Origin of the sequence: Idiomarina baltica OS145 (genome assembly GCF_000152885.1) — a bacterium.
Classification (GTDB): Bacteria; Pseudomonadota; Gammaproteobacteria; order Enterobacterales; family Alteromonadaceae; genus Idiomarina; species Idiomarina baltica.
In genome coordinates, this window is record NZ_CH672404.1 from 70105 (window position 1) to 95272 (window position 25168).

The 25168-nt window shown below is 50.8% G+C and carries 29 protein-coding genes; 23 read left to right on the plus strand and 6 right to left on the minus strand.

Annotation, left to right across the window (positions count from 1 at the left end; genetic code table 11):
- Positions 1–13: 13 nt before the first annotated feature.
- The 5 genes from OS145_RS04000 to OS145_RS04020 are packed head-to-tail and all read left to right on the plus strand — an operon-like array spanning position 14 to position 3778.
- Positions 14–1192, plus strand: a complete 1179-nt coding sequence (locus tag OS145_RS04000; protein WP_006954902.1) for a protein-glutamate methylesterase/protein-glutamine glutaminase — start codon at positions 14–16, stop codon at positions 1190–1192.
- A gap of 3 nt (positions 1193–1195) precedes the next feature.
- A complete protein-coding gene (locus OS145_RS04005; protein WP_006954903.1) occupies positions 1196–1969 on the plus strand; it encodes a ParA family protein in 774 nt (257 codons plus the stop codon).
- Between the two features lie 8 nt (positions 1970–1977).
- Positions 1978–2826, plus strand: a complete 849-nt coding sequence (locus OS145_RS04010) for a chemotaxis protein CheW (protein ID WP_006954904.1) — start codon at positions 1978–1980, stop codon at positions 2824–2826.
- Between the two features lies 1 nt (position 2827).
- Positions 2828–3331: a chemotaxis protein CheW gene (locus OS145_RS04015; RefSeq protein WP_006954905.1), complete on the plus strand. Its 504-nt coding sequence runs from the start codon at positions 2828–2830 to the stop codon at positions 3329–3331.
- Positions 3332–3340: 9 nt separating this feature from the next.
- Complete coding sequence (locus tag OS145_RS04020) at positions 3341–3778, plus strand: DUF2802 domain-containing protein (RefSeq protein WP_006954906.1); 438 nt, start codon at positions 3341–3343, stop codon at positions 3776–3778.
- On the opposite strand, the gene OS145_RS04025 is transcribed toward OS145_RS04020, so the two are convergent.
- Positions 3775–4050 (minus strand): EscU/YscU/HrcU family type III secretion system export apparatus switch protein, encoded by a 276-nt coding sequence (locus OS145_RS04025; protein ID WP_006954907.1) that lies wholly within the window; start codon positions 4048–4050, stop codon positions 3775–3777. The two genes, OS145_RS04020 and OS145_RS04025, sit on opposite strands and share 4 nt — an antisense overlap.
- Positions 4047–5750, minus strand: coding sequence for a flagellar hook-length control protein FliK (locus OS145_RS12965; RefSeq protein ID WP_006954908.1), 1704 nt, complete (start codon positions 5748–5750; stop codon positions 4047–4049). Before OS145_RS12965 ends, OS145_RS04025 begins: the two co-directional genes overlap by 4 nt.
- A gap of 117 nt (positions 5751–5867) precedes the next feature.
- On the opposite strand from OS145_RS12965, the gene ccmA reads away from it, so the two are divergent.
- From ccmA to OS145_RS04085, 11 genes are all read left to right on the plus strand, one after another.
- The gene (ccmA, locus tag OS145_RS04035; protein WP_006954909.1) at positions 5868–6554 is read left to right on the plus strand and encodes a cytochrome c biogenesis heme-transporting ATPase CcmA; all 687 of its coding nucleotides are present in this window, start codon (positions 5868–5870) and stop codon (positions 6552–6554) included.
- Positions 6551–7225 carry a heme exporter protein CcmB gene (gene ccmB / locus OS145_RS04040; RefSeq protein ID WP_006954910.1) on the plus strand — a complete coding sequence of 225 codons (675 nt, stop codon included), beginning with the start codon at positions 6551–6553 and terminating at the stop codon, positions 7223–7225. Before ccmA ends, ccmB begins: the two co-directional genes overlap by 4 nt.
- A 1-nt stretch (position 7226) precedes the next feature.
- Complete coding sequence (locus OS145_RS04045; protein WP_006954911.1) at positions 7227–7991, plus strand: heme ABC transporter permease; 765 nt, start codon at positions 7227–7229, stop codon at positions 7989–7991.
- Positions 7991–8200 (plus strand): heme exporter protein CcmD, encoded by a 210-nt coding sequence (gene ccmD, locus OS145_RS04050; protein WP_006954912.1) that lies wholly within the window; start codon positions 7991–7993, stop codon positions 8198–8200. The genes OS145_RS04045 and ccmD overlap by 1 nt, the downstream gene beginning before the upstream one ends.
- A gap of 4 nt (positions 8201–8204) precedes the next feature.
- Positions 8205–8687: a cytochrome c maturation protein CcmE gene (ccmE, locus tag OS145_RS04055; RefSeq protein ID WP_006954913.1), complete on the plus strand. Its 483-nt coding sequence runs from the start codon at positions 8205–8207 to the stop codon at positions 8685–8687.
- Positions 8684–10648, plus strand: coding sequence for a heme lyase CcmF/NrfE family subunit (locus OS145_RS04060; protein ID WP_006954914.1), 1965 nt, complete (start codon positions 8684–8686; stop codon positions 10646–10648). The genes ccmE and OS145_RS04060 overlap by 4 nt, the downstream gene beginning before the upstream one ends.
- On the plus strand, positions 10645–11217 hold the full coding sequence (locus tag OS145_RS04065; RefSeq protein WP_006954915.1) for a DsbE family thiol:disulfide interchange protein: 573 nt from the start codon (positions 10645–10647) through the stop codon (positions 11215–11217). Before OS145_RS04060 ends, OS145_RS04065 begins: the two co-directional genes overlap by 4 nt.
- Positions 11217–11693, plus strand: coding sequence for a cytochrome c-type biogenesis protein (locus OS145_RS04070; RefSeq protein ID WP_006954916.1), 477 nt, complete (start codon positions 11217–11219; stop codon positions 11691–11693). Before OS145_RS04065 ends, OS145_RS04070 begins: the two co-directional genes overlap by 1 nt.
- On the plus strand, positions 11686–12909 hold the full coding sequence (gene ccmI, locus OS145_RS04075; RefSeq protein WP_006954917.1) for a c-type cytochrome biogenesis protein CcmI: 1224 nt from the start codon (positions 11686–11688) through the stop codon (positions 12907–12909). Before OS145_RS04070 ends, ccmI begins: the two co-directional genes overlap by 8 nt.
- Positions 12902–13642, plus strand: coding sequence for an MlaA family lipoprotein (locus OS145_RS04080; protein WP_006954919.1), 741 nt, complete (start codon positions 12902–12904; stop codon positions 13640–13642). The genes ccmI and OS145_RS04080 overlap by 8 nt, the downstream gene beginning before the upstream one ends.
- A gap of 89 nt (positions 13643–13731) precedes the next feature.
- Positions 13732–14733, plus strand: a complete 1002-nt coding sequence (locus OS145_RS04085) for a response regulator (protein ID WP_006954921.1) — start codon at positions 13732–13734, stop codon at positions 14731–14733.
- On the opposite strand, the gene OS145_RS04090 is transcribed toward OS145_RS04085, so the two are convergent.
- Positions 14703–15041 carry a DUF6170 family protein gene (locus OS145_RS04090; RefSeq protein WP_006954922.1) on the minus strand — a complete coding sequence of 113 codons (339 nt, stop codon included), beginning with the start codon at positions 15039–15041 and terminating at the stop codon, positions 14703–14705. The genes OS145_RS04085 and OS145_RS04090 overlap by 31 nt on opposite strands.
- 109 nt (positions 15042–15150) lie before the next feature.
- Between OS145_RS04090 and galU the strand changes: the two genes are divergently transcribed.
- On the plus strand, positions 15151–16050 hold the full coding sequence (galU, locus tag OS145_RS04095; protein WP_006954924.1) for a UTP--glucose-1-phosphate uridylyltransferase GalU: 900 nt from the start codon (positions 15151–15153) through the stop codon (positions 16048–16050).
- A gap of 41 nt (positions 16051–16091) precedes the next feature.
- Here the strand turns inward: galU and OS145_RS04100 are convergent, their stop codons facing one another.
- The 3 genes from OS145_RS04100 to cmoA are packed head-to-tail and all read right to left on the minus strand — an operon-like array spanning position 16092 to position 18761.
- On the minus strand, positions 16092–17018 hold the full coding sequence (locus OS145_RS04100) for a LysR family transcriptional regulator (RefSeq protein WP_006954925.1): 927 nt from the start codon (positions 17016–17018) through the stop codon (positions 16092–16094).
- Between the two features lie 30 nt (positions 17019–17048).
- Entirely contained in the window at positions 17049–18020 is a 972-nt protein-coding gene (gene cmoB, locus OS145_RS04105; protein ID WP_006954927.1) for a tRNA 5-methoxyuridine(34)/uridine 5-oxyacetic acid(34) synthase CmoB, read from the minus strand.
- A gap of 3 nt (positions 18021–18023) precedes the next feature.
- Positions 18024–18761 carry a carboxy-S-adenosyl-L-methionine synthase CmoA gene (cmoA, locus tag OS145_RS04110; RefSeq protein ID WP_006954929.1) on the minus strand — a complete coding sequence of 246 codons (738 nt, stop codon included), beginning with the start codon at positions 18759–18761 and terminating at the stop codon, positions 18024–18026.
- Between the two features lie 166 nt (positions 18762–18927).
- On the opposite strand from cmoA, the gene OS145_RS04115 reads away from it, so the two are divergent.
- The 6 genes from OS145_RS04115 to ruvB form a co-directional block, all read left to right on the plus strand.
- Positions 18928–20352: a diguanylate cyclase domain-containing protein gene (locus OS145_RS04115; RefSeq protein ID WP_006954931.1), complete on the plus strand. Its 1425-nt coding sequence runs from the start codon at positions 18928–18930 to the stop codon at positions 20350–20352.
- Positions 20353–20429: 77 nt separating this feature from the next.
- Positions 20430–22202 carry an aspartate--tRNA ligase gene (aspS, locus tag OS145_RS04120; protein WP_006954932.1) on the plus strand — a complete coding sequence of 591 codons (1773 nt, stop codon included), beginning with the start codon at positions 20430–20432 and terminating at the stop codon, positions 22200–22202.
- 19 nt (positions 22203–22221) lie between these two features.
- Positions 22222–22971 carry a YebC/PmpR family DNA-binding transcriptional regulator gene (locus OS145_RS04125; RefSeq protein WP_006954935.1) on the plus strand — a complete coding sequence of 250 codons (750 nt, stop codon included), beginning with the start codon at positions 22222–22224 and terminating at the stop codon, positions 22969–22971.
- 6 nt (positions 22972–22977) lie between these two features.
- Complete coding sequence (gene ruvC / locus OS145_RS04130) at positions 22978–23517, plus strand: crossover junction endodeoxyribonuclease RuvC (protein WP_006954938.1); 540 nt, start codon at positions 22978–22980, stop codon at positions 23515–23517.
- A gap of 36 nt (positions 23518–23553) precedes the next feature.
- Positions 23554–24174, plus strand: coding sequence for a Holliday junction branch migration protein RuvA (gene ruvA, locus OS145_RS04135; RefSeq protein WP_006954939.1), 621 nt, complete (start codon positions 23554–23556; stop codon positions 24172–24174).
- Between the two features lie 27 nt (positions 24175–24201).
- The coding region (gene ruvB / locus OS145_RS04140; RefSeq protein ID WP_006954940.1) for a Holliday junction branch migration DNA helicase RuvB at positions 24202–25168 on the plus strand (967 nt) is incomplete at its 3' end.

A 25168-nucleotide genomic window follows, 5' to 3' on the forward strand; every position in this document is an offset into this window, starting at 1 on the left:
GGTAACACTAAAAATGACAGTGAGTGTTTTAGTGGTCGATGACTCGGCGTTCTTCCGACGCCGAGTAACAGAGATTCTTGAAAGTAATAGTCAGATAAAAGTCATCGGTTCAGCAAACGATGGCCGTCAAGCCGTTGAGCAAGCAAAAAGCTTACGTCCCGATGTCATCACCATGGATATCGAGATGCCCGTGATGAACGGCATCGACGCAGTCCGTGAAATCATGCGTGATGCACCTTGTCCCATTTTGATGTTTAGCTCGTTGACGCATGAAGGCGCGACGGCAACACTGAACGCGCTAGAAGCAGGCGCGGCGGACTTTTTACCAAAGAAATTCGAAGACGTTGCACGCAATCGCGAAGAAGCAGTCAAAACCCTGCAGGATCGCGTCATTGCAATAGCTGCCAAACCGAGCATTCGTCGTCGGCCTCCAGCACGTACAACCAGCCCAACGCCACCCCCGCGTTCAATAACGCCGCGTGAAAGCACCCGCTCTCGGGCCTTTGGCGATCGTACATCGACGCGCTCGACAATCGCGCGTGAACCGGCGCCGCGTGAAGCACCGTCGACTGCCGCACCGGTTGCGACCGAACGGCTAACCATTAATCGAGCATACCAAGTACTCGCGATAGGAACCTCCACCGGAGGACCCGTCGCGCTACAAAAAATTTTGACGCAGCTGCCACAGAACTTTCCGTATCCGATCGTGATGGTACAGCACATGCCAGCGGCGTTTACCAAAGCGTTCTCGCAACGACTCGATGGCTTGTGCAAAATCCGCGTGCGAGAAGCGGAAGATGGCGATAACTTACAGCCTGGAGTTGCCTATTTAGCCCCCGGCGGTAAGCAAATGTTAGTGGAAGGGCGAGCCGGAGCAGCACGCTTACGAATTCGCGAAGATAACTCCGGGCGTATCACCTATAAACCCAGTGTCGACCTGACCTTTGCCAGCTTATCCAAAGCTTACGGCGGTAAAGTGCTGGGTGTTATTTTAACCGGGATGGGTGCGGATGGTCGCGAGGGCGCGCGCATGCTTAAAGAGCAGGGGGCAACCATCTGGGCACAGGATGAAGCCAGCTGTGTCGTGTACGGCATGCCGCAAGCGGTCGCAAGCGCGGGTATTTCAACCCGCAGTGTCAGTTTAAACCAAATGGCGAGTGCGTTACTGACCGAAGTCGGTTACGGAGATTAAGCCATGCATGTGTGGACCATCGCAAACCAAAAGGGCGGCGTAGGTAAAACGACTACAACAGTGGCGTTAGCCGGCTTATTGCAACAGCGAGGTCAACGCGTGTTGTGTATCGACATCGATCCGCATGCATCGCTTACTTTTTATTTCGGTATTGATGCAGAAGAGCTCGATGCGACTGCGTACGACGTGTTTGCGATGGGTAAAAACGTTGATAAAGAAACAACGAAAAGTGCGATTGTCGCGACCGAACATGAGCACCTCGATGTCATGCCCGCGAGTATGGCGCTCGCGACACTAGACCGTAAGCTCGGTACCCAAGGCGGTATGGGGCTGGTTCTGCAACGGGCGTTAGCGCACGTCGAGCATCGTTATGATTACGTACTAATTGATGTGCCACCCGTGCTGGGGGTACTGATGGTCAACGCCTTGGCATGTTGTGAGCGAGTATTAATTCCGGTACAAACCGAACCACTCGCGCTGAAAGGCTTAGAACGAATGATGCGAACGCTCGCTTTAATCCAAAAATCTCGCGGACAAGCGCATCAGTATACGATTATCCCGACCCTGTACGATAAACGGACGCGGGCTTCGTTAGATACCTATAAAAAGCTGGCACAGCGTTACGGTAAAAGCGTGTGGAATGGCATGATTCCAATTGATACAAAGTTCCGTGATGCGAGTAATGAACAGTTACCGCCTTCCATGTTTGCGCCTCAATCGCGCGGCGTATTGGCTTATCAAACCCTGCTGACTTATCTGCAGCAGTTGAACCTATAGGAGGTCATGTGAGTCGCTCAAACTACCAAAGTGAACAAGCCATGACCGAGTACCTCGATGCCCTATTGCTAGAGGAAGAGCCCGCCCCGGTTGATTTCGATGACTCGCCTGTGCGGGCATTACTTGAGCGCGCTACGCCTAAGATCCAGACGCTTAAGCCTGAGCCTGTGAGTGAACCAGAACCTGCGCTGAAAACCGAGCCAGCATTGACACCGGAACCAGAACGGGCACCGGAACCAGAGTCTGTGCCGGACGTGCCGGAGTCGGTAGCCGAACAGGATATCGCGCAGACGGAAGTCGCCAAAGCTACAGAAACTGCGGTTGACGCCGATATGCAAGATGACGGCGCAACGCCGCCAACCGACGCGATGATGGAATACCAAGAGAATGACTTCCAAGCGTTGTTTTTTAAAGTGGCAGGGCTGACACTCGCCGTGCCATTAAAGAGCTTAGGTGGCATTCACACGTTAGGTAAAATCAGTCCACTGTTTGGCAAACCGCATTGGTTTAAGGGCATCATGAACGAGCGTGGTAACAAGCTGCAGGCGGTTGATACCGCACGCTGGGTGATGCCCGAAAAGCTCACTGCAGAAGTCGAAGACGGTATTAAATACGAGTATATGATTACATTGAGTGATAGCCCATGGGGACTGTTGTGCGAGGAACTGGTCGATAGCGAACCCTTGCAGCCCGATGCGATTCAATGGCGTAACGGCCCCAATCAAAAGCGACCTTGGCTCGCGGGTGTCGTGCGCAATAGAATGTGCGCATTACTCGATGTAAACGAATTAATTAAACTGCTAGATAAAGGCTTGGGTCATACGCAAAATGGCCCACACAATGAATCGGAGTCATAGTATGGCAACTGAAAACCGCAAAACAAAACAACAAGCTGAAGTCGATAGCAATGATGAAGTGCTTCAGTGGGTGACCTTTCAGCTCGAAGAGGAAACCTACGGCATTAACGTCATGCAGGTGCAAGAAGTGTTGCGCTACAGCGAGATTGCGCCAGTGCCGGGTGCGCCGGATTATGTACTCGGTATCATTAATTTGCGTGGCAACGTGGTCACCGTTATTGATACACGTCTGCGCTTTGGTTTGCCAGAAAACGAAATCACCGATAACACACGTATCGTGATTATTGAGTCGGATAAGCAAGTCATCGGTATTCTCGTTGATAGCGTTGCTGAGGTGGTTTATCTGAAGAAATCTGAGATCGATAGCGCACCGAACGTGGGTACCGAAGAAAGCGCGCGGTTTATTCAAGGCGTCTCGAACCGAGATGGCGAGTTGTTGATCCTTGTCGACTTAGATAAAATGCTGACCGATGAAGAGTGGGATGAAATTTCGCGGTTAGGATAAAACTATTTGATGACTTCAATAACTGTTTGGCTAGCAGCAGCGGCGCTGATGCTAGCTATTGTTGCACTGATCGTAGCGGTAATGACGAGCCGCAAGCATACCGAATTATTAGAACGACAACAGCAACGCCTATTAATGCTGACCGAGGCGCTGGGCGCGTTACAAAATACGCCTTCAGAACCCGAAACAGAAGACAATCAGGCACAATTGCAACCGCTGCATGAGGCGCTTGAGCAATTGCGAGCTCAGCAACAAGCGCTCCATCAGCAGCAACAGCAATTTGCCAGCACGATAAAGCAGCTAGAGCAACAAGAGCCCGAGGTGAAGCTGTATCAGCGAGCCGCGAAACTGGTCGAGCAGGGCGCCAGTGTTGACGATCTCATGCAAGCCTGTGATTTACCCCGTGCCGAGGCAGAGTTGATGCTCGCCATGCATCAGCGTAGTTAGTACCAACTATCGGGAAATCGCCCATCCAGTAGATACGAAAACGCAATCAGTTCCGCGATAAGCACGTACAGCTCTCGCGGAATTTCTTCACCCACGTTAAGCCGCGCCAATGAATCAGATAACATGGGATCTTCGTGTACCATCACGCCGTGCGCTTTAGCCACTTCAATAATCTCTTCTGCAAGCTCATCAAACCCTTTGGCGATCACCTGAGGCGCATTTAAGCCATCGTAGGATAAGCCAATCGCTTGCTTCTGTTTACTATCGCTCATACCGTCACCCGAATGATGCCGCTGTGTTGTTGTGCGAGCGTGTCAGGCACTTTGCCTTGTTTAACCTGAAAGTCCACGCTAGCCACTTCTAATGTCGTTAAACGTTGCTCTAACTCTGGCAGTTGTTGCTGAAGATGCTGCTGCGCTGCCAACGATTCGGTATAAAATCGCACGCGCGTGCCGCCCACTTGATAACGCCCTTTAACTAACATCGGCCCCCACTGCTTGAGTTCAAAGCGCAAGTTAAATAGCCACACCGAACGGTCGGTATGTTCATCATTTTGTTCATCGGGCTCACGCTTAATCAGCAGCTCGGTACTGGTTTCACTGAGTGGGTTCTGCGATGGCAATAGCAAGTAGAATTCCGGTTGTTGACTGGGACTATCCTGAAGCCGCATCTGGCTGCTCTGTACCGAGTTCATTGTTTGCGATAACGTGCTTAACAAGCGTTGTAACTGCGCCATCGGCTGCTGTAACAGTTGCGTATTGAGTCGTTCCCGCACCTCTGCGGTCATTGGCGTGGCGGCATCTAAACGGCGCTCACTAGCGGGATTGCGCTCAGCCGGACCGCGCATGATTTGGTCTAACACGGCCTGGCTTAAGCCTTTAGCGGCTTGCGACGAGGCACCAGACTGTTGTGTCTGTAAACGAAGGCCAAGTAACGCCACAATCAGTTTGCCGACCACACCAAATTGATGAGTAGGCTGAGGGCTTACCGGCTTCGCCGCAAACCAATCATTCACATAGCGCGTGAGTTGTTGCGGCTGAGTTAATTGCTCGGCTTGAGGGAGCTGCGCCAATACCTGATTCAATAAATTTTTTACTTCGCCCTGCTGAGGTGGCGTGGCGGCGAGGCTTTGCTGCAAAAACTGCGTCAGTTGCGCCGGCGTCATTGTTTGCGTTTGTTTGACAAAACGCCCATCAACAGCCGTCGGTTCAGCCATTGCCGCTTGCATCAGCCCACTCCGGGGTTGTGCGAGTTGCGCCGGTTCACACGTGAGTTGTTGCAGTAACGAACGCAAAATAGCAGGGGGCATCTGCGCTATCGGTACGCGCACGTCGCTAACTACACGAGCACTGCTCTGCAACTGTAATATAAGCTGCGCTTGGTCTATCTTGACCGCGGTGAGTGTCATTGATAGTGGACTCAATGGAGTAGATGACACCGGGTTTTGCCTACTTGCGGCGACCTGCACCTGTTGGTTCAACTGTTGGCCGAGCGACTCGGTAAGCGCCTTTTGTAACGCAGGTGGTAAGTCGCGGAGCGCGATCGTGGCGCCGCTCGACGTTGTAGCCGGTGACTGAGTCGGGTTCGTCGAACTCGGCAGACGGAGGGTGGCATCGCTTTGCAGGATCCGCTCAACAAGTCGCATAACCGCAGTGTGTTGCGCCTTGGCTCCCAAAGGCGGTTGATTTTGACCGCTTGCACGAAGCGCCAGTTGCTCAACTTGCTGTTGTATCGTAGAGGCTGTCCCAGCAGGCAACTGTAACTGAGCGTTGACTTGAGCCGCGCCAAACGAGCGTGGCTGAGGAACCGAGCTACTGAGTTGCGAGGTGAGCGCATTAAAGAGACTTTGTCGGGCGTGTTGTTGGGCTTGGTCAACTTTGGCTAGCGGTGTGTGAGCTGACGTCTGGGCAGCCTTATCCGATGACGTCGTTAAAGACTGCATCGCTTGTTGTAATAACTGTTTAATTTGCATGACGCATTGCCCCTACCCAGATCATGAAAAGCGACCGTTTTACGTGGCTTTTTCGGCAAATATTGTGGTAAACTCGAGCCAATTTTCACATCATTTGCAGACACTATCGTAGCCTTGATGAAGCATAAAACAACAGAACCTCTGCCCCGACTGCGAGCGCACGAACTTTCATCAGTTCGCGGCGGGCGTACCCTGTTTGAACACGTTTCCTTCGAGGTCCACGCGGGCGAACTTTGGCAAATCACGGGCGCCAACGGTGCTGGCAAATCAACGCTACTCAGAATGCTGGCTGGACTGATGCCAAGCAGTAGCGGTCGTATCGAGTTTAACAACCAACCCATACAGTATGACCGTAGTGTCTATCATCAGCAACTGCTGTTTATCGGTCATAAGCCCGCAGTAAAAGCCGAGCTAACCGCCTTAGAAAACGTCTACTGGCAACGCCGCTTGAGTGGCGATAAAACAGCACAGCAAGACAGTTCCAGTGATTGGGATCTGCTCGAGACAATTGGCCTTCTGGGGCTCGAGGATGAAGTCACAGGTCGGCTTTCTGCGGGGCAACAGCGTCGTGTTGCGCTCACCCGCTTATGGCATAGCCAAGCCCCTTTATGGATACTGGACGAACCCTTTACCGCACTCGATGTAAAGGGGATCGCCATGCTACAACAGCGGTTTCAGACCCATTTAGGGCAAGGCGGCAGCATTGTAATGACCTCACATCAAGCATTATCGCTGGCGAGTTTAAATCCTAAGCAACGGCACCTGGGTGAGACCTACGCCAATGCCATGGGAGCACAGTCATGAGCGCATTGCAGTTGTGGCGTTCGGTGCTCAGCAAAGATTTACGTCTCGCCGCGCGTCGGCGCTCAGATGCGATTAATCCGCTCATTTTCTTGTTGATGGTGATCACGTTATTCCCGCTGGGGGTTGGACCCGGACCCGATATACTCAGTCGTATTGCACCGGGGATCATCTGGGTGGCGGCTTTACTCGCCACACTGCTGGGTGTCGATCGCATTTTTAAAGATGACTATGCCGACGGTTCGCTCGAACAACTGTGTTTGTTGCCACAACCCCTTGCCTTTACAGTCAGCGCAAAAATGGTTTCGCATTGGCTGTTGAGTGGATTGCCATTAGTGATACTCTCGCCGCTACTGGCATTACTGTTGAATTTACCAGGCTCAGCGTATGGCGCACTGAGTCTATCGCTGTTATTCGGTACGCCAGCACTTAGTGCCTTGGCGGCAACAGGGGCTTCGTTGACGTTGCCGTTGCAGCGCGGGAGTGCCTTAGTCAGTTTAATTTTATTGCCATTGTTTATTCCCATACTAATTTTTGCCACCTCGGCAGTCGAAAGTGCAGGAATGGGCATGGCTGTGCACGGACAGTTGGCTATTTTGGCAGCCATATCCGTATTAACGGTAACATTAGCACCGCTGGCTGTCGCCGCGGGCGTTAGAATGAGTGTGAATTAATATGTGGCGTTGGTTACACCCTTATGCAAAACCCGAAGCGACTTACCGTCTAGTCGATAAGTTACTCCCATGGTTCGCCGGTTTGACGGTCGTCAGTTTACTCGTGGGCATGGTCTGGGGGCTTGCCTTTGCACCGTCGGACTACCAACAGGGCGATAGCTACCGCATTATTTATATCCACGTGCCCGCCGCTATTTTCTCCATGGGTGCGTACTTTGGTATGGCAATCTGTGGTGCGATAGCGCTGATATGGCAAATTAAAACCGCTGAGTGGGCGTTACCCGCCATCGCGCCTGTCGGCGCGGCGATGACAGCGATCGCGTTGTTCACCGGTGCAATATGGGGCAAACCCATGTGGGGCACTTGGTGGGTGTGGGATGCGCGACTAACATCCGAACTTATTTTGCTGTTTTTATATGTCGGCGTCATGGCGCTGTATGCCGCTTTTGATGATGCCAGAACAGGAGCAAAAGCCGCTTCGATTCTCGCGATTGTCGGGGTCGTCAATCTGCCCATTATCCATTACTCGGTCGAGTGGTGGAACACCTTGCATCAAGGTGCCACGATTACCAAATTAGAGCGTCCGTCGATCGCTACAAGCATGTTGTGGCCGCTGCTTATTAGTTTATTAGGTTTTATGTTACTGACCGCGACCTTAGTGCTGATGCGTTACAAAAATCAGTTACTTAAGCACGAGCTCAATCGTCCGTGGGCACAAGCAGAGCTCGCACAAGACAGCAGCGCAGTCGTCGAGGAGGAACGCTAATGGCATTTTCTAGTTTTAGCGAATTTGTACACATGGGGGGCTACGGACTGTATGTGTGGTCGTCTTTTTTTCTGACTTTTTTAGTGATTGCAGGTGTTGCCTTAGAAACCAGTGTACAGCGGCGACGTTTGCAGAAGGAAAGCTTAAAAGTTCAACGTCGTAAACAGCGTCTTGCGCGTCGTTCGCTACAAGCGAGTGCTGAGGAGTAGAGGTATGAACCCGCGTCGTAAAAAACGGTTAACTTGGGTAGTAGTGCTAATTATTGGTGTTGGCACAGCCTTAGGTTTAATGCTGTATGCCATGAGCCACAGTATCAATTTATTCTATACACCGAGTGACTTTGAACAGGTCGAGGCGGGCAAGCAACCGCCCGAAGTCGGTCAACGTATGCGGATTGGCGGTATGGTCGTAGAAGGCTCCGTCAATCGTGATCCAGAAACACTCGAGGTGAGCTTTAAAGTCACCGATACCGGGCCCGAAGTGACCATTCTTTACCAAGGTATTTTGCCGGACTTATTCCGCGAGGGACAAGGTATCGTTGCTCAGGGCGAGCTTATCGCACCGCGCACGTTGCAGGCGAGTGAAGTATTGGCAAAGCATGACGAAGAGTACATGCCGCCCGACCTCGCCGAAAAAATGAAAGGCATTAAGCATGTTAATCCGAATCAACCAGCTGAGCAAAAGGAGACCCCATGATTGCTGAGCTTGGTCATCTAAGTATTGCTATCGCTTTAGCTTTTTCCGCCTTGTTGGCAGGCTATGCACTGATAGGTGCACAACGTGGTCACGGCGGCATGATGAGCCTGTCACGACCGCTGGCGATAGGGCAGTTTGTATTTACTGCAATCGCGTTCACCTTGCTAGTCACTGCCTTCGTACAAAATGATTTTAGCATTGCCTATGTTGCGGCAAACTCCAATACCCAACTCCCATGGTTTTACCGCATCACCGCAGTGTGGGGCTCGCATGAAGGCTCTTTCCTCCTTTGGATGCTGATGCAGGCGGGCTGGATTGCAGCCGTTGCTTTATTCTCGCGGTCAATGCCATTACCCATGGTCGCGCGCGTGTTGGGTATTTTAGGTCTTATCAGCATTGGTTTTTATTTGTTTATGCTGACAGTGTCGAACCCGTTCGACCGCAGTTTGCCGATTATTCCGGTCGACGGCAATGACCTCAACCCATTGTTGCAAGACCCCGGCATGATTATTCATCCGCCCTTGTTGTATATGGGCTATGTCGGTTTCTCAGTGGCGTTCGCCTTTGCTATCGCGGCATTGATGTCCGGCAAATTAGATGCGGCGTGGGCGCGTTGGTCGCGCCCTTGGACGCTCGCCGCGTGGATGTTCCTCACGGTGGGAATTGCCGTGGGTAGTTGGTGGGCGTATTACGAACTCGGCTGGGGTGGCTGGTGGTTCTGGGATCCCGTTGAAAACGCGAGCTTTATGCCATGGCTGGTAGGTACGGCACTGATCCACTCCTTAGCCGTAACCGAAAAACGCGGCAGCTTTAAATCCTGGACCGTATTACTGGCGATAGCCGCATTCAGCTTAAGCCTGCTCGGCACCTTCTTAGTACGATCGGGCGTTTTGGTATCGGTGCATGCTTTTGCCTCCGATCCAACGCGCGGCTTATTTATACTGGTGTTGTTGGCGATCGTGATTGGTGGCTCATTGGCACTCTATGGCTGGCGCGCTTCGCAAATGCAAGGTTACAGTCGCTATGAAGCCGCCTCGCGCGAAGTATTCTTATTAGCCAATAATGTCTTATTGATGGCGGCTATGGTGGTGGTGCTGTTAGGTACCTTGCTGCCGCTTGTTTATAAGCAACTCGGGTTAGGCTCAATCTCAATTGGCGAACCGTTCTTTAACGAACTGTATAGCTACCTTATTGTACCTTTCGCATTGATGCTTGGCGTCGGACCCTGGATGCGCTGGCGTCGACAACCCTTAGCGCCGCTATTAAAGCCATTGTTGCTGTGTTTAGCGCTGGCGGCGCTATTAGCCGTCGTGCTCCCCAAAATTTGGGCAAATCAGATGCATCTTTGGGCGGTGCTGGGTTTGTTCCTCGCGCTATGGGTCGCTTTAGCAACCGTCACCGACGTACTGCAAAGTGTGCAACAACGGGGTGGCGATGTCAGTGCCTTGCGTCGGATTCCCGCCAGCCAGTGGGGCATGGTGCTAGGTCATATTGGCTTTGCGGTCACACTGGTGGGTGTGGCGCTGGTGTCACACTATGAAACCGAGCGCGATATTTCGATTGAGCCAGGACAAACCGTGAATGTCGGTGAGTATGACCTGACCTTTGAGCATTTAAAACACAGAGAAGGCCCCAACTACGATTCCGATCACGGTGTGTTTACCGTGAGCGAAGACGGTGAGCGGGTCACACAGGTAGTGAGTGAAAAACGCTTTTATCGCGTGCAACGCATGAGTATGACCGAAGTCGGCCTCGATTCGGGCCTGCTGCGTGATCTCTATGTCGCAATGGGCGAGCCGTTAGAACAAGGTCAAGGAAACCAAACCAAGTGGGCGGTGCGTTTTTACACCAAGCCCTTCGTGCGGTGGATCTGGTTAGGCGCGTTAATTATGGCAGCGGGGGGGCTTATCGCAATGGCCGATAAGCGATATCGCAAGCGTAAGCAGGGAGTTCAGGCATGAGTACACAAGAGACGCATAGCGCAAGTAAAAAGTGGATCGTGCTGTTTGTGCCGTTGATTCTGTTTATTGTTTTGGTGGTATTTCTGCTTAAGGGGCTCGGTAAAGATCCCACGCATCTTGAGTCGGTGTTGATTAATAAACCGGTGCCCGAGTTCAGTGCCGAGGATTTGTTTGATCCCACCACGCAACACAGTGAACAGGTACTCAAAAAGGGACCCTTACTGTTTAACGTTTGGGCGACTTGGTGCCCCACCTGTCGCGCTGAGCATGAGTTTCTTAACGAACTTGCAGCGCAGGGCATACCTATTGTCGGGTTAAACTACAAAGACGACTCACGCGGTAAGGCAATGGACTGGCTCAATACTCTCGGCGACCCTTACATCGTCAACCTGTACGATCCAGAAGGTAAGGTCGCCTTCGAATTCGGCGTCTATGGAGCACCAGAAACTTATTTTATCGATGCCGACGGACGTGTCCGCTATCGCCATGTGGGTGATGTGAATCCTCGCAACTGGGAGAACCAGCTAAAAGCGATTTATCAGCAGATGGTGCAGGAGGCGAAACAATAATGCGAACCTTAACCAGCAGCGTCATCGGTGCGTTAGCATTAGTGGCGACATTATTTAGCCTGTATGCCACCGCGCAAGCATCGATTCGTGAGCATGAGTTTGAGACCGAAGCACAGCGCCAGTTGTATCAAACGCTCACGCAAGAACTCCGATGCCCTAAATGCCAAAACCAAAACATTGCCGATTCAAACGCGCCGCTTTCAGCTGATATGCGCGACCGCACTTACACCATGATCATGGAAGGTAAGAGTCGAGAGGAAATCATTGACTATATGGTCGCTCGTTACGGCAATTTCGTGCATTATCGTCCGCCGTTTAATTGGTACACCAGTATCCTCTGGTGGGGACCGTTGCTGATTATCGCGATCGGCATTGGCGTGGCGTGGGTAATGTCTCGCAAACGCAAGCAGCCGCTTGAGCTCTCGGCCGAAGAGCAAGAGCGACTCGAACAGTTAAGGAAGCCAGACCATGATTAAGTTGTATTTGGCGATGGCGGTATTGTTAATAATCGCAGTTATCATTGTTTTATTAGCGGGGCTTCGACAGCGTCGACAAAGTGTTGACCGCGAGAGTGAAAACCGTGATTGGTACGAACAACGTCTTGCCGAGCTAGAACAAGATAAAAACAAGCAACGTATCTCGCAAGAAACGTTCGAAGAGGCGAAGCTGGAGCTCGATAAAACCTTCATTAGTGACAGTCGTGATATCGAAGGCGAAGTCACGTGGAAACGCGCCAATCCATTTATTCCTATCGCGATTATTTTAGCGATAGCGGTTGGCTTTTACGCGATGTTTGGAAGTTGGTCTTTGCAAAAACAAGCGGATGATGCGCTTGCGCAGTTGCCCGAGTTAGGTCAACGCTTGTTGCAGGAGCAACAACAGGCCGATGTTGAATCCATGCAGACATTTGCCTTGGGCATGCGTCAAAAGCTAGCCGCAAAACCCGATGACCCGATGGCGTGGTGGTTATACGCTGGGATCATGTCAGATTTACGTCAATTTGACCAAGCCCAACAGGCGTTTGAAAAGTCGCTGGCGTTGGCACCGAACCGAACTGGCACCTTAATTAGCTACGCGCGCTTTTTAATGTCATCGCCGACCGAAGAACGTCTGCGTAAAGCCGCCGGTATGTTGGCGCGCGTATTACAGCAGCAACCGACGCACATCGAGGCATTGTCATTGACCGGTTTTGTCGCCTATGAGCGAGGCGACTGGAAACAAGCTATTGCGGCATGGCAGCAACTAATGCCATTGCTCGATAACGAGTCTCAGCGTAGCAATGCGGTTCAGCAGGCGATCGCCGACGCGCAGCAAAAACTGCAAGCCGCCGATCGCAGTGTCACGGTCACCGTTTCCTTAGGCGAACAAATGCGTGACCAATTACCGCAACAAGGCACCTTATTTATTTACGTCACGGCAACGCAAGGACCCCCCATGCCTGCGGCGGTTAAACGTCTCGCCGTTAATGATTGGCCGGTGACGGTCACCTTGACCGATGCTGACTCGATGTTGCCCGATTATCGCCTGAGCGGGTTAGATCAATGGCAAGTGAAGGCGATGGTATCGCAGGACGATAAAATTGACCGTGAAGCCGGTGATCTCTTTGCCGAGCCAATGACTATAAATGCACAGCGTTCGGTAGAAGTAGCGCTGACTCTTAATCAAAAAGTAACGGAAGTAGCGAATGACTAATTGGCTTAAAACCGCACCTAAGTGGGCCTTGCTCGCCAGTACATTGGCTTTGGGTGCATGTTCCTCACAACCAGACGACCCGTACGCCGACCCGCGTGACCCGTTTGAGGATACCAACCGTGCCGTATGGGACTTTAACCGTGAGTTAGATAAAGCGGTTATCAAGCCGGCCGCAGAAGTGTATGAAAATGTGCCTGAACCGGTGCGTAATTCACTTTATCGTGCGCTTGAGAACCTGCAAGAGCCTTGGTCATTCGTCAATAATCTGCTGCAAGGCCAGTTTACCGACGCCGGTGTCACGGCAGGGCGCTTCTTCTTTAACAGCACGATCGGCCTGCTCGGGTTACTCGATCCCGCTACCGAAATGGGATTAACCAAACGCGAAGAAAGCTTGGGTCAAACCCTTGCCGTGTGGGGTGTGCCAAATGGTCCGTTCCTCATGCTACCCGTGTTAGGTCCGACGGTGGTTATCGACCGAGGCACTGATTGGGTGGATAGTAACTACTTTCCATATACCGAGATCAGCGATGACTGGGATATCCCGCGTTATACGGTAAAAGGCTTGTCGTTACGTTTGCGATTACGCGACCAAGAGCAAGTGTTAGAGAACTCGCTCGACCCCTATACGTTTGTAAAAGAAGCCTATTACCAAAACTGGAACTACGAAGTTTACGACGGTAATCCGCCGCCAGACGTCGAAGCAGACGAGGCCGAGTTCACTGAGCAACCCTAGCTTCTCGCTATCTATCGAAAACCTCGTATTGACGCAACCCCCTCCTTGGACGATGCTTAAATGAATCGTCCGAGGATAGGTATACCTGAATGAGTCAAAAACATGTCTTACTGATTGAAGATGATCGTGTGTTTCAATCAGTGGTTGAGCAGTTTCTCATCCAGCAAAATTATGCAGTACACTGCGTAGAATATGGTGAGCAAGGCGTATCCTGGTGTCAGCAAAATACGCCGGATATCGTTCTGTGTGATCTCATGTTACCGGATATTAATGGCCTAGAGGTTATTGAGCGGCTACTCAGCCTTGCGCCTCATTTGCCGGTGATTGTTATCTCTGCCAGCGACGACATGGGTGATATTCGTGAAGCGGTGCGATTAGGTGCGTGGGATTACTTGGTCAAGCCTATCGACAGGCTAGATACCATTACGCAGGCGATCGAACATTGCCTACAGCGGCATCGCCTCGAAGAAACTTATGTGAGCGATATCTGGGAACTCGATAGCCACATTAACCAACTCTATCAAGACGACCATATCGTCGCACGCTTAGCCAACGATCTCCTTGCCAAGCAACCCTTAAACGTCGGTGACTATCACATCGAAAGCCAAGTAGCGGCGGGCGCAGAAGCGAATATTTGGATCGATTATCGACCCTTAACAGAGGGGCGCGTGCTCATTGTCATGGCAACGGCGCACAGTCAAACCGAGCAGAACTTAATCCCGTTACTGGTACTTAAAACGCTGATTGCTCCTTTGATTCGTCAACACTTAGCGGGCAGTGACGATACCATTTTGGATCCGCGCAGCTTAGTGCAACACATTAACTTTGAGTTGTGCCATTCACGCGTACGTACGGCATTTGATGGTGTTTTTGCTGTGCTCGACACCGAGCAGCACGCATTTCGTTGGACCCAAGTTGGTGATCGGCTGCGTATGCAACCCCAAGCAAAACCCGATTTAGCGTTGGGTATTTGGCGTCATGCAAGTTTCCACAACTATATTCAAACCAAGCTCAAGCGCGTCCATTGCCAGTTGCCCGAGGCGATTTTAAGTATTGAGCGTCAGTCGTCCTCATCCTCATCGTCTGAATGATCCACGCGTTGCGCTTCGAACTGACGCACTGCCTTATCCATATAAGGTAGTGACATATTGAGGGTGATAGGTTGAGTAAATAAAGGATAGCCAATACCCGCGGCGAGTAGACCAAGCGCTTTCCACCAGCCCGGTAGATCGACAATGGCAAAAAAGATAATGCAAATAGGTACTAATTTAGCTAGGTTACATATCATACGACGAGGGACCGGCATCGCTTGTTGCGCCATTGTTAAAATAAGCGCGCGTTCTGTAAACGGATATGATTTGAGTTGCGGAACCTGTCGTGAGGTTAAATAAAATCCCATGGCACCCTACCTAGACCGTTGTTAGCAAATAAATTGGATTTGCATTATAACAGTTCGGCAAGGTATAAACGTGCCCCAATAAAAAAATGTTCGAAAAAAGGAAGAATTCATGAGCACGAAACGGGTAAAAAAAGTTGTTATCCCAGTGGCTGGGCTTGGCACACGAATGCTACCGGCGACCAAGGCAATCCCAAAAGAGATGTTGCCGTTGGTTGATCGTCCATTAATTCAATACATTGTTGAAGAATGCTCCGCAGCGGGTTTAACCGATGTAATTTTGGTAACCCACTCCAGTAAGAACTCCATCGAGAACCACTTTGACACCAGTTTCGAGCTCGAAACCACGTTAGAGCGCCGGGTAAAACGTCAGTTGCTTGAAGAAGTACAAGCCATTTGTCCTAAAGGCACCACCATCATGCACGTGCGTCAAGGCGAGGCGAAAGGCCTAGGTCATGCGGTGCTGTGCGCGCGTCCGTTGGTCGGCGATGAGCCCTTTGCAGTGGTCCTGCCTGATGTACTCGTCGATTCGGCGAGCTGTGATTTACGTCAAGATAATATGGCTGAGATGGTGCGCAACTTTAAGGAAACCGGCGCGGCACAGGTAATGGTCGAGAAGGTTCCCCATGAGCAAGTCAGTAGCTATGGTATTGCTGATATCAACGGCGTTGATCTCGCCGAGGGCGAGCAAGCGCCTATTAAACAATTGGTAGAAAAACCCGAAGTGAGCAAGGCACCCTCGGATCTTGCCGTGGTAGGACGCTATGTGTTCCCGGAAACCTTATGGCCGCTGCTTGCTAAGACGCCCATTGGCGCAGGCAACGAAATCCAACTGACCGATGCGATGGCGATGTTACTCGAACAATCCCCAGTCAACGCCTACTACATGAAAGGTAAAAGCCACGATTGCGGCAATAAATTGGGTTATGCGCAGGCGTTCATCGAGCACGCAATGCGTCATCCTGCATTAGCGGATGATATGAAAAAGTACATCAAGCAATTGCAAGCGTAACGAGTCAGCTCGTTAAGCAAACGTAAAGCTTGAGGCCAGCGCTAGCCAGCGCTGGCTTCCATATCATCCGTTTGGCGCTTTGGGGTGTGTCGCAGGATCAGGTCAGCGAGTAAACGCGAACAGGGGCCTGTTTTCTCTCCTTTGGGTAACACTAAGTAAAGTGAGCCTTTGCGGCACGTACTGCCTTTGAGTTCAAGCTTACGTAACGAACCTTTCTGCATAGCGCGTTGCGCAATATAGGGCGGCAACCAGCAAAAACCTAAACCCGAGCGCACTAAGCGCAATGCTTCGTCAAAATGACTGACCGTCCAACGTTGCTCAGCTTTTAACCAACCGCCTTCTTCGGCAGGTTGCGTGGCCGTGTCGCGGATCACGATTTGCAAATGTTGAGCGAGTTCATCTTGAGAAATAGGGGAATCTTGTTGCGCAAGCGGGTGTGAAGGATGGCAAACCAAATCCATATAATAGTCGTGAATAGGCTCACCCAAAAAGCCTTTCGGAAGTTGATGCGTCACGACTAAATCGGCGGATTCATTACGAATATGCTCGAGCGTTCCGGTCAGGACCGTATCTTCAATGGTGAGACGCGAACCCCGGCCATGTTCTTGAAAGTCTTTTAATGCCGGGATCAGGTCATCGCGGTCAAATACCATTTCGAGTGCGAGTTTGATTTCTGGCTCCCAGCCTTGCTCCATGTTGCAAGCGAGCTGCTCCAGCTCATACACGGTTTGAGTCAGTTGTCGCGAGCGTCGCAGCATGACCTCACCGACATGCGTTAATTCGGCCTTACGTCCCTTTATTTCTAAAAGCTGGACGCCTAACACCTGCTGAAGCTTAGAAACCGCATGGTTTAATGAAGATTGGCTTTTGTTAAGTTTCTCTGCTGCATGTGCGTAACCACCACAGTCTACAACCGCCTGTAAAATGCGCCATTGTTCCAAAGTGGACTTAGCTCTGTAGTGTGGCATAGGATAATTGTCTAACCTCTTGTCTGACGATTAAATTGTCGCTTTAACAATCGCACGGATGGGTGCTTTATACCCCTCAATAGTCTTTTCTGGGTCTTTTGGATCAAGAAAATCTTTCAAAGATTCACCGGTCATCCATTCAGTTGATCGCTGTTCGTCAAGAGAGGTGGGGTTATGATCAACAATTTCAGTCTGTTTAAAACCTAATCGTTCGAGCCAAACACACAGCGCTTTGGCGCTGGGTAAAAACCAAACATTACGCATTTGGGCATAACGTTCACCGGGCATCATCACGGTCTGTTCGTCACCCTCAACGACGATTGTCTCCAATATCAACTGTCCACCTGGTTTTAATAAGTTTTTAAGTTGTTGTAAAAACTCAAGTGGTGAACGGCGATGATACAATACTCCCATGCTAAAAACCGTATTAAAACTTTGAAGTGAGGGCATATGCTCGATTCCGACCGGAAAGAAGTGCGCGCGCTCGGCAATAGCGCTCGGCATCATTTGCTTAATGGCTTGAAATTGAGTCATAAATAGTTCGCCTGGGTCAATCCCCCAAACCTCTGCTGCGCCTGCCTCTAACATTCGCCATAGGTGATAGCCACTGCCACAACCAACGTCTAAAACCTGATGACCTTTTAAATTATTTAAATGCGGTTGTACGCGCTGCCACTTCCAATCTGAGCGCCATTCGGTGTCAATCGACAATCCAAATAAATCGAAAGGTCCCTTACGCCAAGGCTGTAATTGCTTCAGTAGACCGTTCATACGGGCTCTATCGGAGTCGCTGGCTTGCTCGGGCAAGCCCACTTGCACGGTGTCACCCAGCGAAACATGATCAGTCGCCAACGAAGGCAGTTGTTTAAGCACCCGTTGCCACTTTTTAAACTCGCCATGGGGCGACTGCAAAAAGTCACTGAGTTGCTGGGGTAAAGTGGTAAGCCACTGGCGATGAGGACTTTGTGCAAGTGCGCTGAGGTCGTAAGCAAACATATCCATGCGCTATTCTCCTTTTACCGCAAGCATGGCGGCAAAATTAAAACACTGCAGCCATACCCCTGCATGAGCGAAGCCAGCTTGTTTGAAACGCGCGAAATGTGTATCGAGGGTGTCAATTTTCATGACATTTTCGATAGCGGCACGTTTTTGGCTAATCTCGAGTTCACTGTAGCCGTTAGCGCGTTTAAAATCATGATGCAGATCGACTAGCGTATCGTGGATGTGTGCATCAGGGTGCGCCACCTTCTCGGCGATTAATAAAACACCACCTGGGTTTAATCCTGAGTAAATTTTATCGATGAGCGCATTTCTGTCTTCTTTTGGCACAAATTGGAGTGTAAAATTAAGTACAACAATAGAAGCGTTATCGATAGGCGTTTGTTGCACGTCTTGGCAATTAAACTCAACGGCAATGTCACTCTTGAAGCCGTTAAGGTGAAGCTGTGCGCGGTCGATCATCGGTTGCGAATTATCCACCGCAATAATGTGATTACCCTGATGTTTCTCGCAGCCTTTGCGTAAGGCGAGTGTCGCGGCGCCGAGCGAGCAGCCCAGATCGTACACATTTGTATTATCTTGACTATAACGTTCGGCTAGTTGTGGTAATGTTTGTATGATCGTAGCGTAGCCCGGAACTGAGCGGTTTATCATATCTGGGAAAACTTCTACCACGTGTTCATCAAAACGGAAGTCGCCAACGCTCGGTAACGCTTTAGAATAAATGGTGTCTTGTTGACTCATGATCAATAACTATCATTGCAGTTTAAAACATGATGCTAGTTTAACGTTAATTCGCCGTAAGGCACAGATTTAAACGCGAATAAAAGCATATCGCATAGGGTTAACCAAAACATAGGCGAGAAAAAATGCCTTTTAGCAACTCGTGAGCAGGGAAGCATCTAAATCAATGAAAAACGTTAAATTCTGGTTGTCGACCATCGCCTGCTTTTGGTTATCGTTAGTGCATGCGGCGACACTGGATACGGATGAGTGGTTAGCACAGCACAACACGGTTAGAGTGGGGGTGCCGACTAACCTGATGCCACTGATAGGCATCGAGAGCGGTGACGGCATTGGTTTTGATGCCGATATGTTGCGCCTCATCACACAAAAGTTACCGCTCACCATTAAATGGCAAGACTGCGGCTCTTGGAGTCGTTGCCTCAAAGCACTCGAGCAACGTGAGATCGATATTTTACCGAGTATGTCGTACTCCGAAGACCGCTCGCGCTACACCAGTTTTACACAACGCTACTGGTCCATGCCGTGGGCGGTGTTGTACCGCAACAAAGAGACCTTAAACGCGCGTGGCAGTGTCAACGTGGGTGATTTGCGAGGCCAACGCTTAGGGATTATCCAAGATTACAGTGTTGTATCGCTGCTTCGTAATCAGCGCGGAACTGAAGTGATTGAGTATGACAATATCGAGCAAGCCACCAAAGCGCTCAAAGAAAACCAAATTAATGTCTATGTCGATAGCCTGCCTATTTTAGTGTACGAACTACAAAATCACCCTATCACTCATGCCAATCTCGAGGTGTTAGATGATGCGCCAGGCCAAGATCTGTTTTTTGGTGTTCGGAGTGATTGGCAACCGTTAGTGGTAACGCTTAATCGAGGCATCGATAATATCACGCAGAGTCAGCAAAACCAGTTACGCAATAAATGGTATGGTTATGAGTTGCAGACCGGCTGGAGCGATGAAGAACTGATTCAAGTCGCGTTGAAGGTCGGTTCGGGTGTCGTGTTAGTCTTTTTGTTTATCGCCTTCAGAAACAGTCGTTTACGCCGCGAAGTCAAATTACGTAAGGATGCCGAGAAACGTATCCGCTATGTCGCCACCCATGATGAGTTGACCGGCTTGCCTAACCGAAAACTACTGTCGGACCGTCTCGAACAAGCGATGTTACAGGCAGAACGTTCAAATAAAGCCTTCGCGATCATGTTTTTAGACTTAGATGGCTTTAAACAAATCAACGATAAATACGGACACGAAGTCGGCGATGAATTACTCATTCACGCGTCGCAACGCATGCAAAGTATGTTACGCCGTTCGGATACCGTGTGTCGCTATGGCGGTGACGAATTCGTCATACTCTTACCCACCACACCGACCACCAGTGCCGCTCTGGCGGTGGCACGTAAATTGGTGGTACACATAGCGCGACCTTATCAAATTGGTACACACATGCTCGAAGTCAGTACCAGTATCGGTGTGAGTCTATTTCCACAGCACGGCAGTGATGAAAATGCCTTATTGCGGGCCGCGGATAAAGCCATGTATGCGGCGAAAGATGCCGGTAAAAACGATGTGCGCTTAGCGGCACCTTAACTCGGATGACATTAGCGCCCAGTTCGCTATAATATGCGCTTTAAATCATTCAGCAGAATAAAAGGTGTGAAGGGCGCATGCGAACGCATTACTGTGGGCAGGTAACTGCCGAACTAGCCGAACAAGAAGTCACTTTATGTGGTTGGGTCAACAAACGTCGCGATTTAGGTGGTTTGATCTTTATCGATCTGCGTGACCGCGAAGGCTTGGTTCAAGTGGTCTTTGACCCCGACGAAAACGCGTTGTTCGAGCAGGCAAACCGCCTGCGCCAAGAGTTCTGCGTACAAATCCGCGGTAAAGTAAACCGTCGTCCAGATAGTCAAGTCAACGCCAACATGAAAACCGGCGAAGTTGAGATCTTAGCCAAAGAGCTGACTATCTTGAGTCGCTCTGAACCACTCCCTATCGATTTTAACTCGCAAGTGAGCGAAGAAGCTCGTTTGCGTTATCGCTACCTCGATTTGCGCCGTCCGCAAATGAATGAGAACTTGCAATTCCGTGCCAAGGTGGCGAGTGCGGTCCGTCGTTTCTTAGATGACAATGGCTTTTTGGACATCGAAACACCGATGTTGACCCGTGCTACGCCCGAAGGCGCGCGCGACTACTTAGTGCCAAGCCGCACCCATAAAGGGCGCTTCTTTGCATTGCCGCAGAGCCCACAGTTATTTAAACAATTACTGATGATGTCGGGCTTTGACCGTTATTATCAAATCGTCAAGTGCTTCCGTGATGAAGACTTACGTGCCGACCGTCAGCCTGAATTCACTCAGATTGATATCGAAACCTCGTTCATGAGTGCAGAGCAGGTGATGGAAGTCACCGAAACCATGACGCGTCAGTTGTTCCAACAGTTGCTCGATATCGACTTAGGCAAGTTCCCAACCATGACTTGGCACGAAGCCATGCGTCGTTTTGGTTCGGATAAGCCCGACTTGCGTAACCCGCTCGAACTGGTCGATGTGGCGGATTTACTGAAAGACGTTGAGTTTAAAGTCTTCTCCGGCCCCGCAAACGACGAAAAAGGTCGCGTAGCCGTGATCCGCTTGCCGGGTCAGGCAGATAACGTCTCGCGCAAAATGATCGACGAGTACACGCAATTTGTCGGTATTTACGGCGCTAAAGGCTTGGCGTGGATTAAAGTGAACGACCTCAGTCAAGGCCGTGAGGGCTTGCAGTCACCGATCCTTAAATTCTTGCCAGATGAAGCGCTTAACGCGATTCTTGAGCGTACCGAAGCGGCAACAGGCGATATTCTGTTCTTTGGTTCAGACAAAGCCAACGTGGTTGCCGAAGCGATGGGCGCGTTACGTCTTAAGTTAGGTGAAACCTTTGAATTGGTTAGCGATGAATGGCGTCCGCTGTGGGTCGTTGACTTCCCGATGTTCGAAGAAGACGACGATGGTCGCTTAGCAGCCATGCACCATCCGTTTACCGCGCCGGTTAACGTCACGCCCGAAGAGCTTAAAGCAAACCCTGCGCAAGCACTGTCCAATGCCTATGACATGGTACTGAACGGCGTTGAAGTGGGCGGCGGCTCAGTTCGTATTCACGATAACGCCATGCAACAAGCTGCGTTCGAGGTACTCGGCATTGGCGCAGAGGAAGCCAAAGAAAAATTCGGTTTCTTACTCGAGGCGCTCAAGTACGGTACACCACCACACGCCGGTTTAGCCTTTGGCTTAGACCGTTTAGTCATGTTAATGGTCGGTGCAAGCTCGATCCGTGATGTGATCGCGTTCCCGAAAACCACCACCGCAGCCTGTGTATTGACCGATGCACCTGGGCTAGCGAACCCCGATGCATTGCAAGAATTGGGTGTTAAGAGTACGGTGGAAGACAAAGACGAATAGCAACACAATGGAGTGAGACATGGCAGGTCATTCCAAATGGGCCAACATTAAACATCGTAAAGCCGCGCAAGATGCAAAGCGCGGCAAGATTTTTACCAAACTTATTCGAGAAATCACCGTCTCTGCACGTCAGGGCGGCGGTGATCCCGAGACGAACCCGCGCTTACGCGCGGCGATTGATAAAGCGCTTTCTAACAATATGAAGCGCGATACCATCGATACCGCTGTCAAGCGCGGCTCGGGTGAGCTCGAAGGTGAAAATGTCGAGGAGTTGACCTACGAAGGCTACGGTCCTAGTGGCGTCGCCATTTTACTTGAATGCATGACCGATAACCGCAATCGCACGGTGTCGGAAGTGCGTCACGCGTTTAATAAATTTAACGGTAATTTAGGTACCGATGGCTCGGTCGCTTACTTATTTAATAAGCGCGGCGTCATCAGTTACGGTAGCGAGACCAGCGAAGAAACCATTCTTGAACCGGCGATTGAAGCGGGTGCCGATGATGTACTGAATCATGGTGACGGTCACATTGATGTATTCACGAGCCCAGAGGTGTTTGGCGCAGTAAAGGACGCGTTAGATGCCACCGGTGCTGAGGCAACCAATGCCGAAGTCACCATGGTACCGGATACCAAAGTGGATTTAGATGAAGATGGCGCGCGCACTTTCCTCAAACTGCTCGACGCACTCGAGGATTTAGACGATGTGCAAAACGCTTATCATAACGCCGATATTTCGGATGACGTGTTGGCAAGCTTGGATGAGTAACCTCCGATGAGCGTGATCCTCGGTATCGATCCAGGCTCACGCTTAACGGGCTTCGGCATCATCCAGCAACAAGGTCGACACTTATCGTATATTGCCAGTGGCTGCATTCGCGTCACGGGTACCACCGCACAACCGCTCAGCCTTGCTGAGAAGCTCAAGCGGATCCACAACAGTGTGGTCGAGCTGATTACGCAGTACCAACCCGATGAATTTGCTATCGAACAAGTATTCATGGCACGTAACCCAGATTCTGCGTTAAAGTTAGGGCAAGCGCGCGGTGCTGCTATTGTAGCCGCTGCCTGTGCCGACTTGCCCGTCGCAGAATACAGCGCTCGACAAATAAAACAGGCGGTGGTGGGTAATGGCGGTGCTGATAAAACACAAGTGCAGCACATGGTCATGGCGTTACTGAACTTGAGCAAATCGCCGCAAGCAGACGCCGCGGACGCCTTAGCCGTCGCTTTGTGCCATGCGCACAGCGCACAAAGTTTAATAAAAATGTCAGGTGCAGCACGTAAAATCGTGCGTGGGCGTTTACGCCGTTAACACCGGCATACAGTAGAATAATAAAGAGGACATTCTGTGATCGGACAAATTCGTGGCACACTAGTCAGCAAGCAACCCCCCGAGGTGTTAGTGGATGTGCAAGGGGTCGGCTATGAGATCCAATTGCCAATGACGTGTTTTTATCAATTACCCGCCACGGGCGAGCCCGTCACTTTGGTGACTCATTTTGTAGTACGCGAAGATGCTCAATTGCTCTATGGCTTTAATTCGCTTGCGGAACGGAGCTTGTTTAGACTTTTAATAAAAACCCAGGGTGTGGGACCGAAATTGGCGCTAGCGATATTATCCGGCATGAACGCCGACGAGTTTGTCTGGGCGGTGAATCAGAATGATGTCAGTCGTTTGGTCAAACTGCCCGGCGTGGGTAAAAAGACAGCCGAGCGCCTCGTTATTGAAATGCGTGATCGCTTAAAAGATTGGCAAGGCTCGAGCACGCCAGCGACCGATGCCGCACCGCTCGATAATGTCAGCGGTGATGCGTTGGTGCACCCAGCCGATGCGCGCAACGATGCGTTAAGTGCATTATTGGCGCTCGGTTATAAACCGGTACAAGCCGAAAAAGCATTAAAAGCGGTATATCAGCAAGGCGAAAGCAGCGAAACGCTTATTCGTAGTGCGTTGAAACAGTTATCTTAATAGGCCAAAGGCCCTTTGGAACAGGTTATGATTGAAGCAGATCACATCCCCAGTCACCGCATTATAGAAGCCGATGTGCAAGGCGATGATGAAGCCATTGACCGTGCCATTCGGCCGAAAAAGCTTGCCGATTACACGGGCCAAAAGCACGTCGTCGAACAAATGGAAATTTTTATCGAGGCGGCGCGCAAGCGCGAAGAGGCGCTGGACCATTTGTTGATTTTTGGTCCTCCAGGTTTGGGTAAAACCACGTTGGCAAATATCGTCGCAAACGAGTTGGATGTGAACATCAAAACCACCTCGGGACCGGTGCTCGAGAAAGCCGGTGATCTCGCCGCGTTGCTGACCAATCTCGACGCCCATGATGTGTTGTTTATCGATGAGATCCATCGATTGAGTCCGGTGGTCGAAGAGATCCTTTATCCGGCCATGGAAGACTATCAGCTCGATATTATGATTGGCGAAGGGCCCGCCGCTCGTTCTATTAAGCTTGATTTGCCGCCGTTCACACTCATCGGGGCAACGACTCGGGCGGGAGCGCTGACATCGCCGCTACGCGATCGTTTTGGCATCGTGCAGCGCTTGGAGTTTTACCAAGTTGAAGAGCTCACCGAAATCATCAAGCGCTCAGCGCACTATATGAACGTCAATATGGATGTCGGCGGCGCACAAGAAATCGCCCGTCGCTCACGCGGCACGCCTCGTATTGCCAACCGCTTGTTACGCCGGGTACGCGACTACGCCGAAGTCAAAGCCGACGGTAAGGTCAACCAAGATGTTGCCAGTGCCGCACTGACCATGGTGGATGTCGACCAAGCGGGCTTTGATTACATGGATAGAAAGCTGTTGTTGGCGATTATGGAAAAGTTTCTAGGTGGACCGGTGGGGCTCGATAACCTCGCAGCAGCGATAGGCGAAGAAAAGGACACCATCGAGGATGTACTGGAACCCTATCTTATTCAGCAGGGATTCTTACAGCGCACACCGCGCGGAC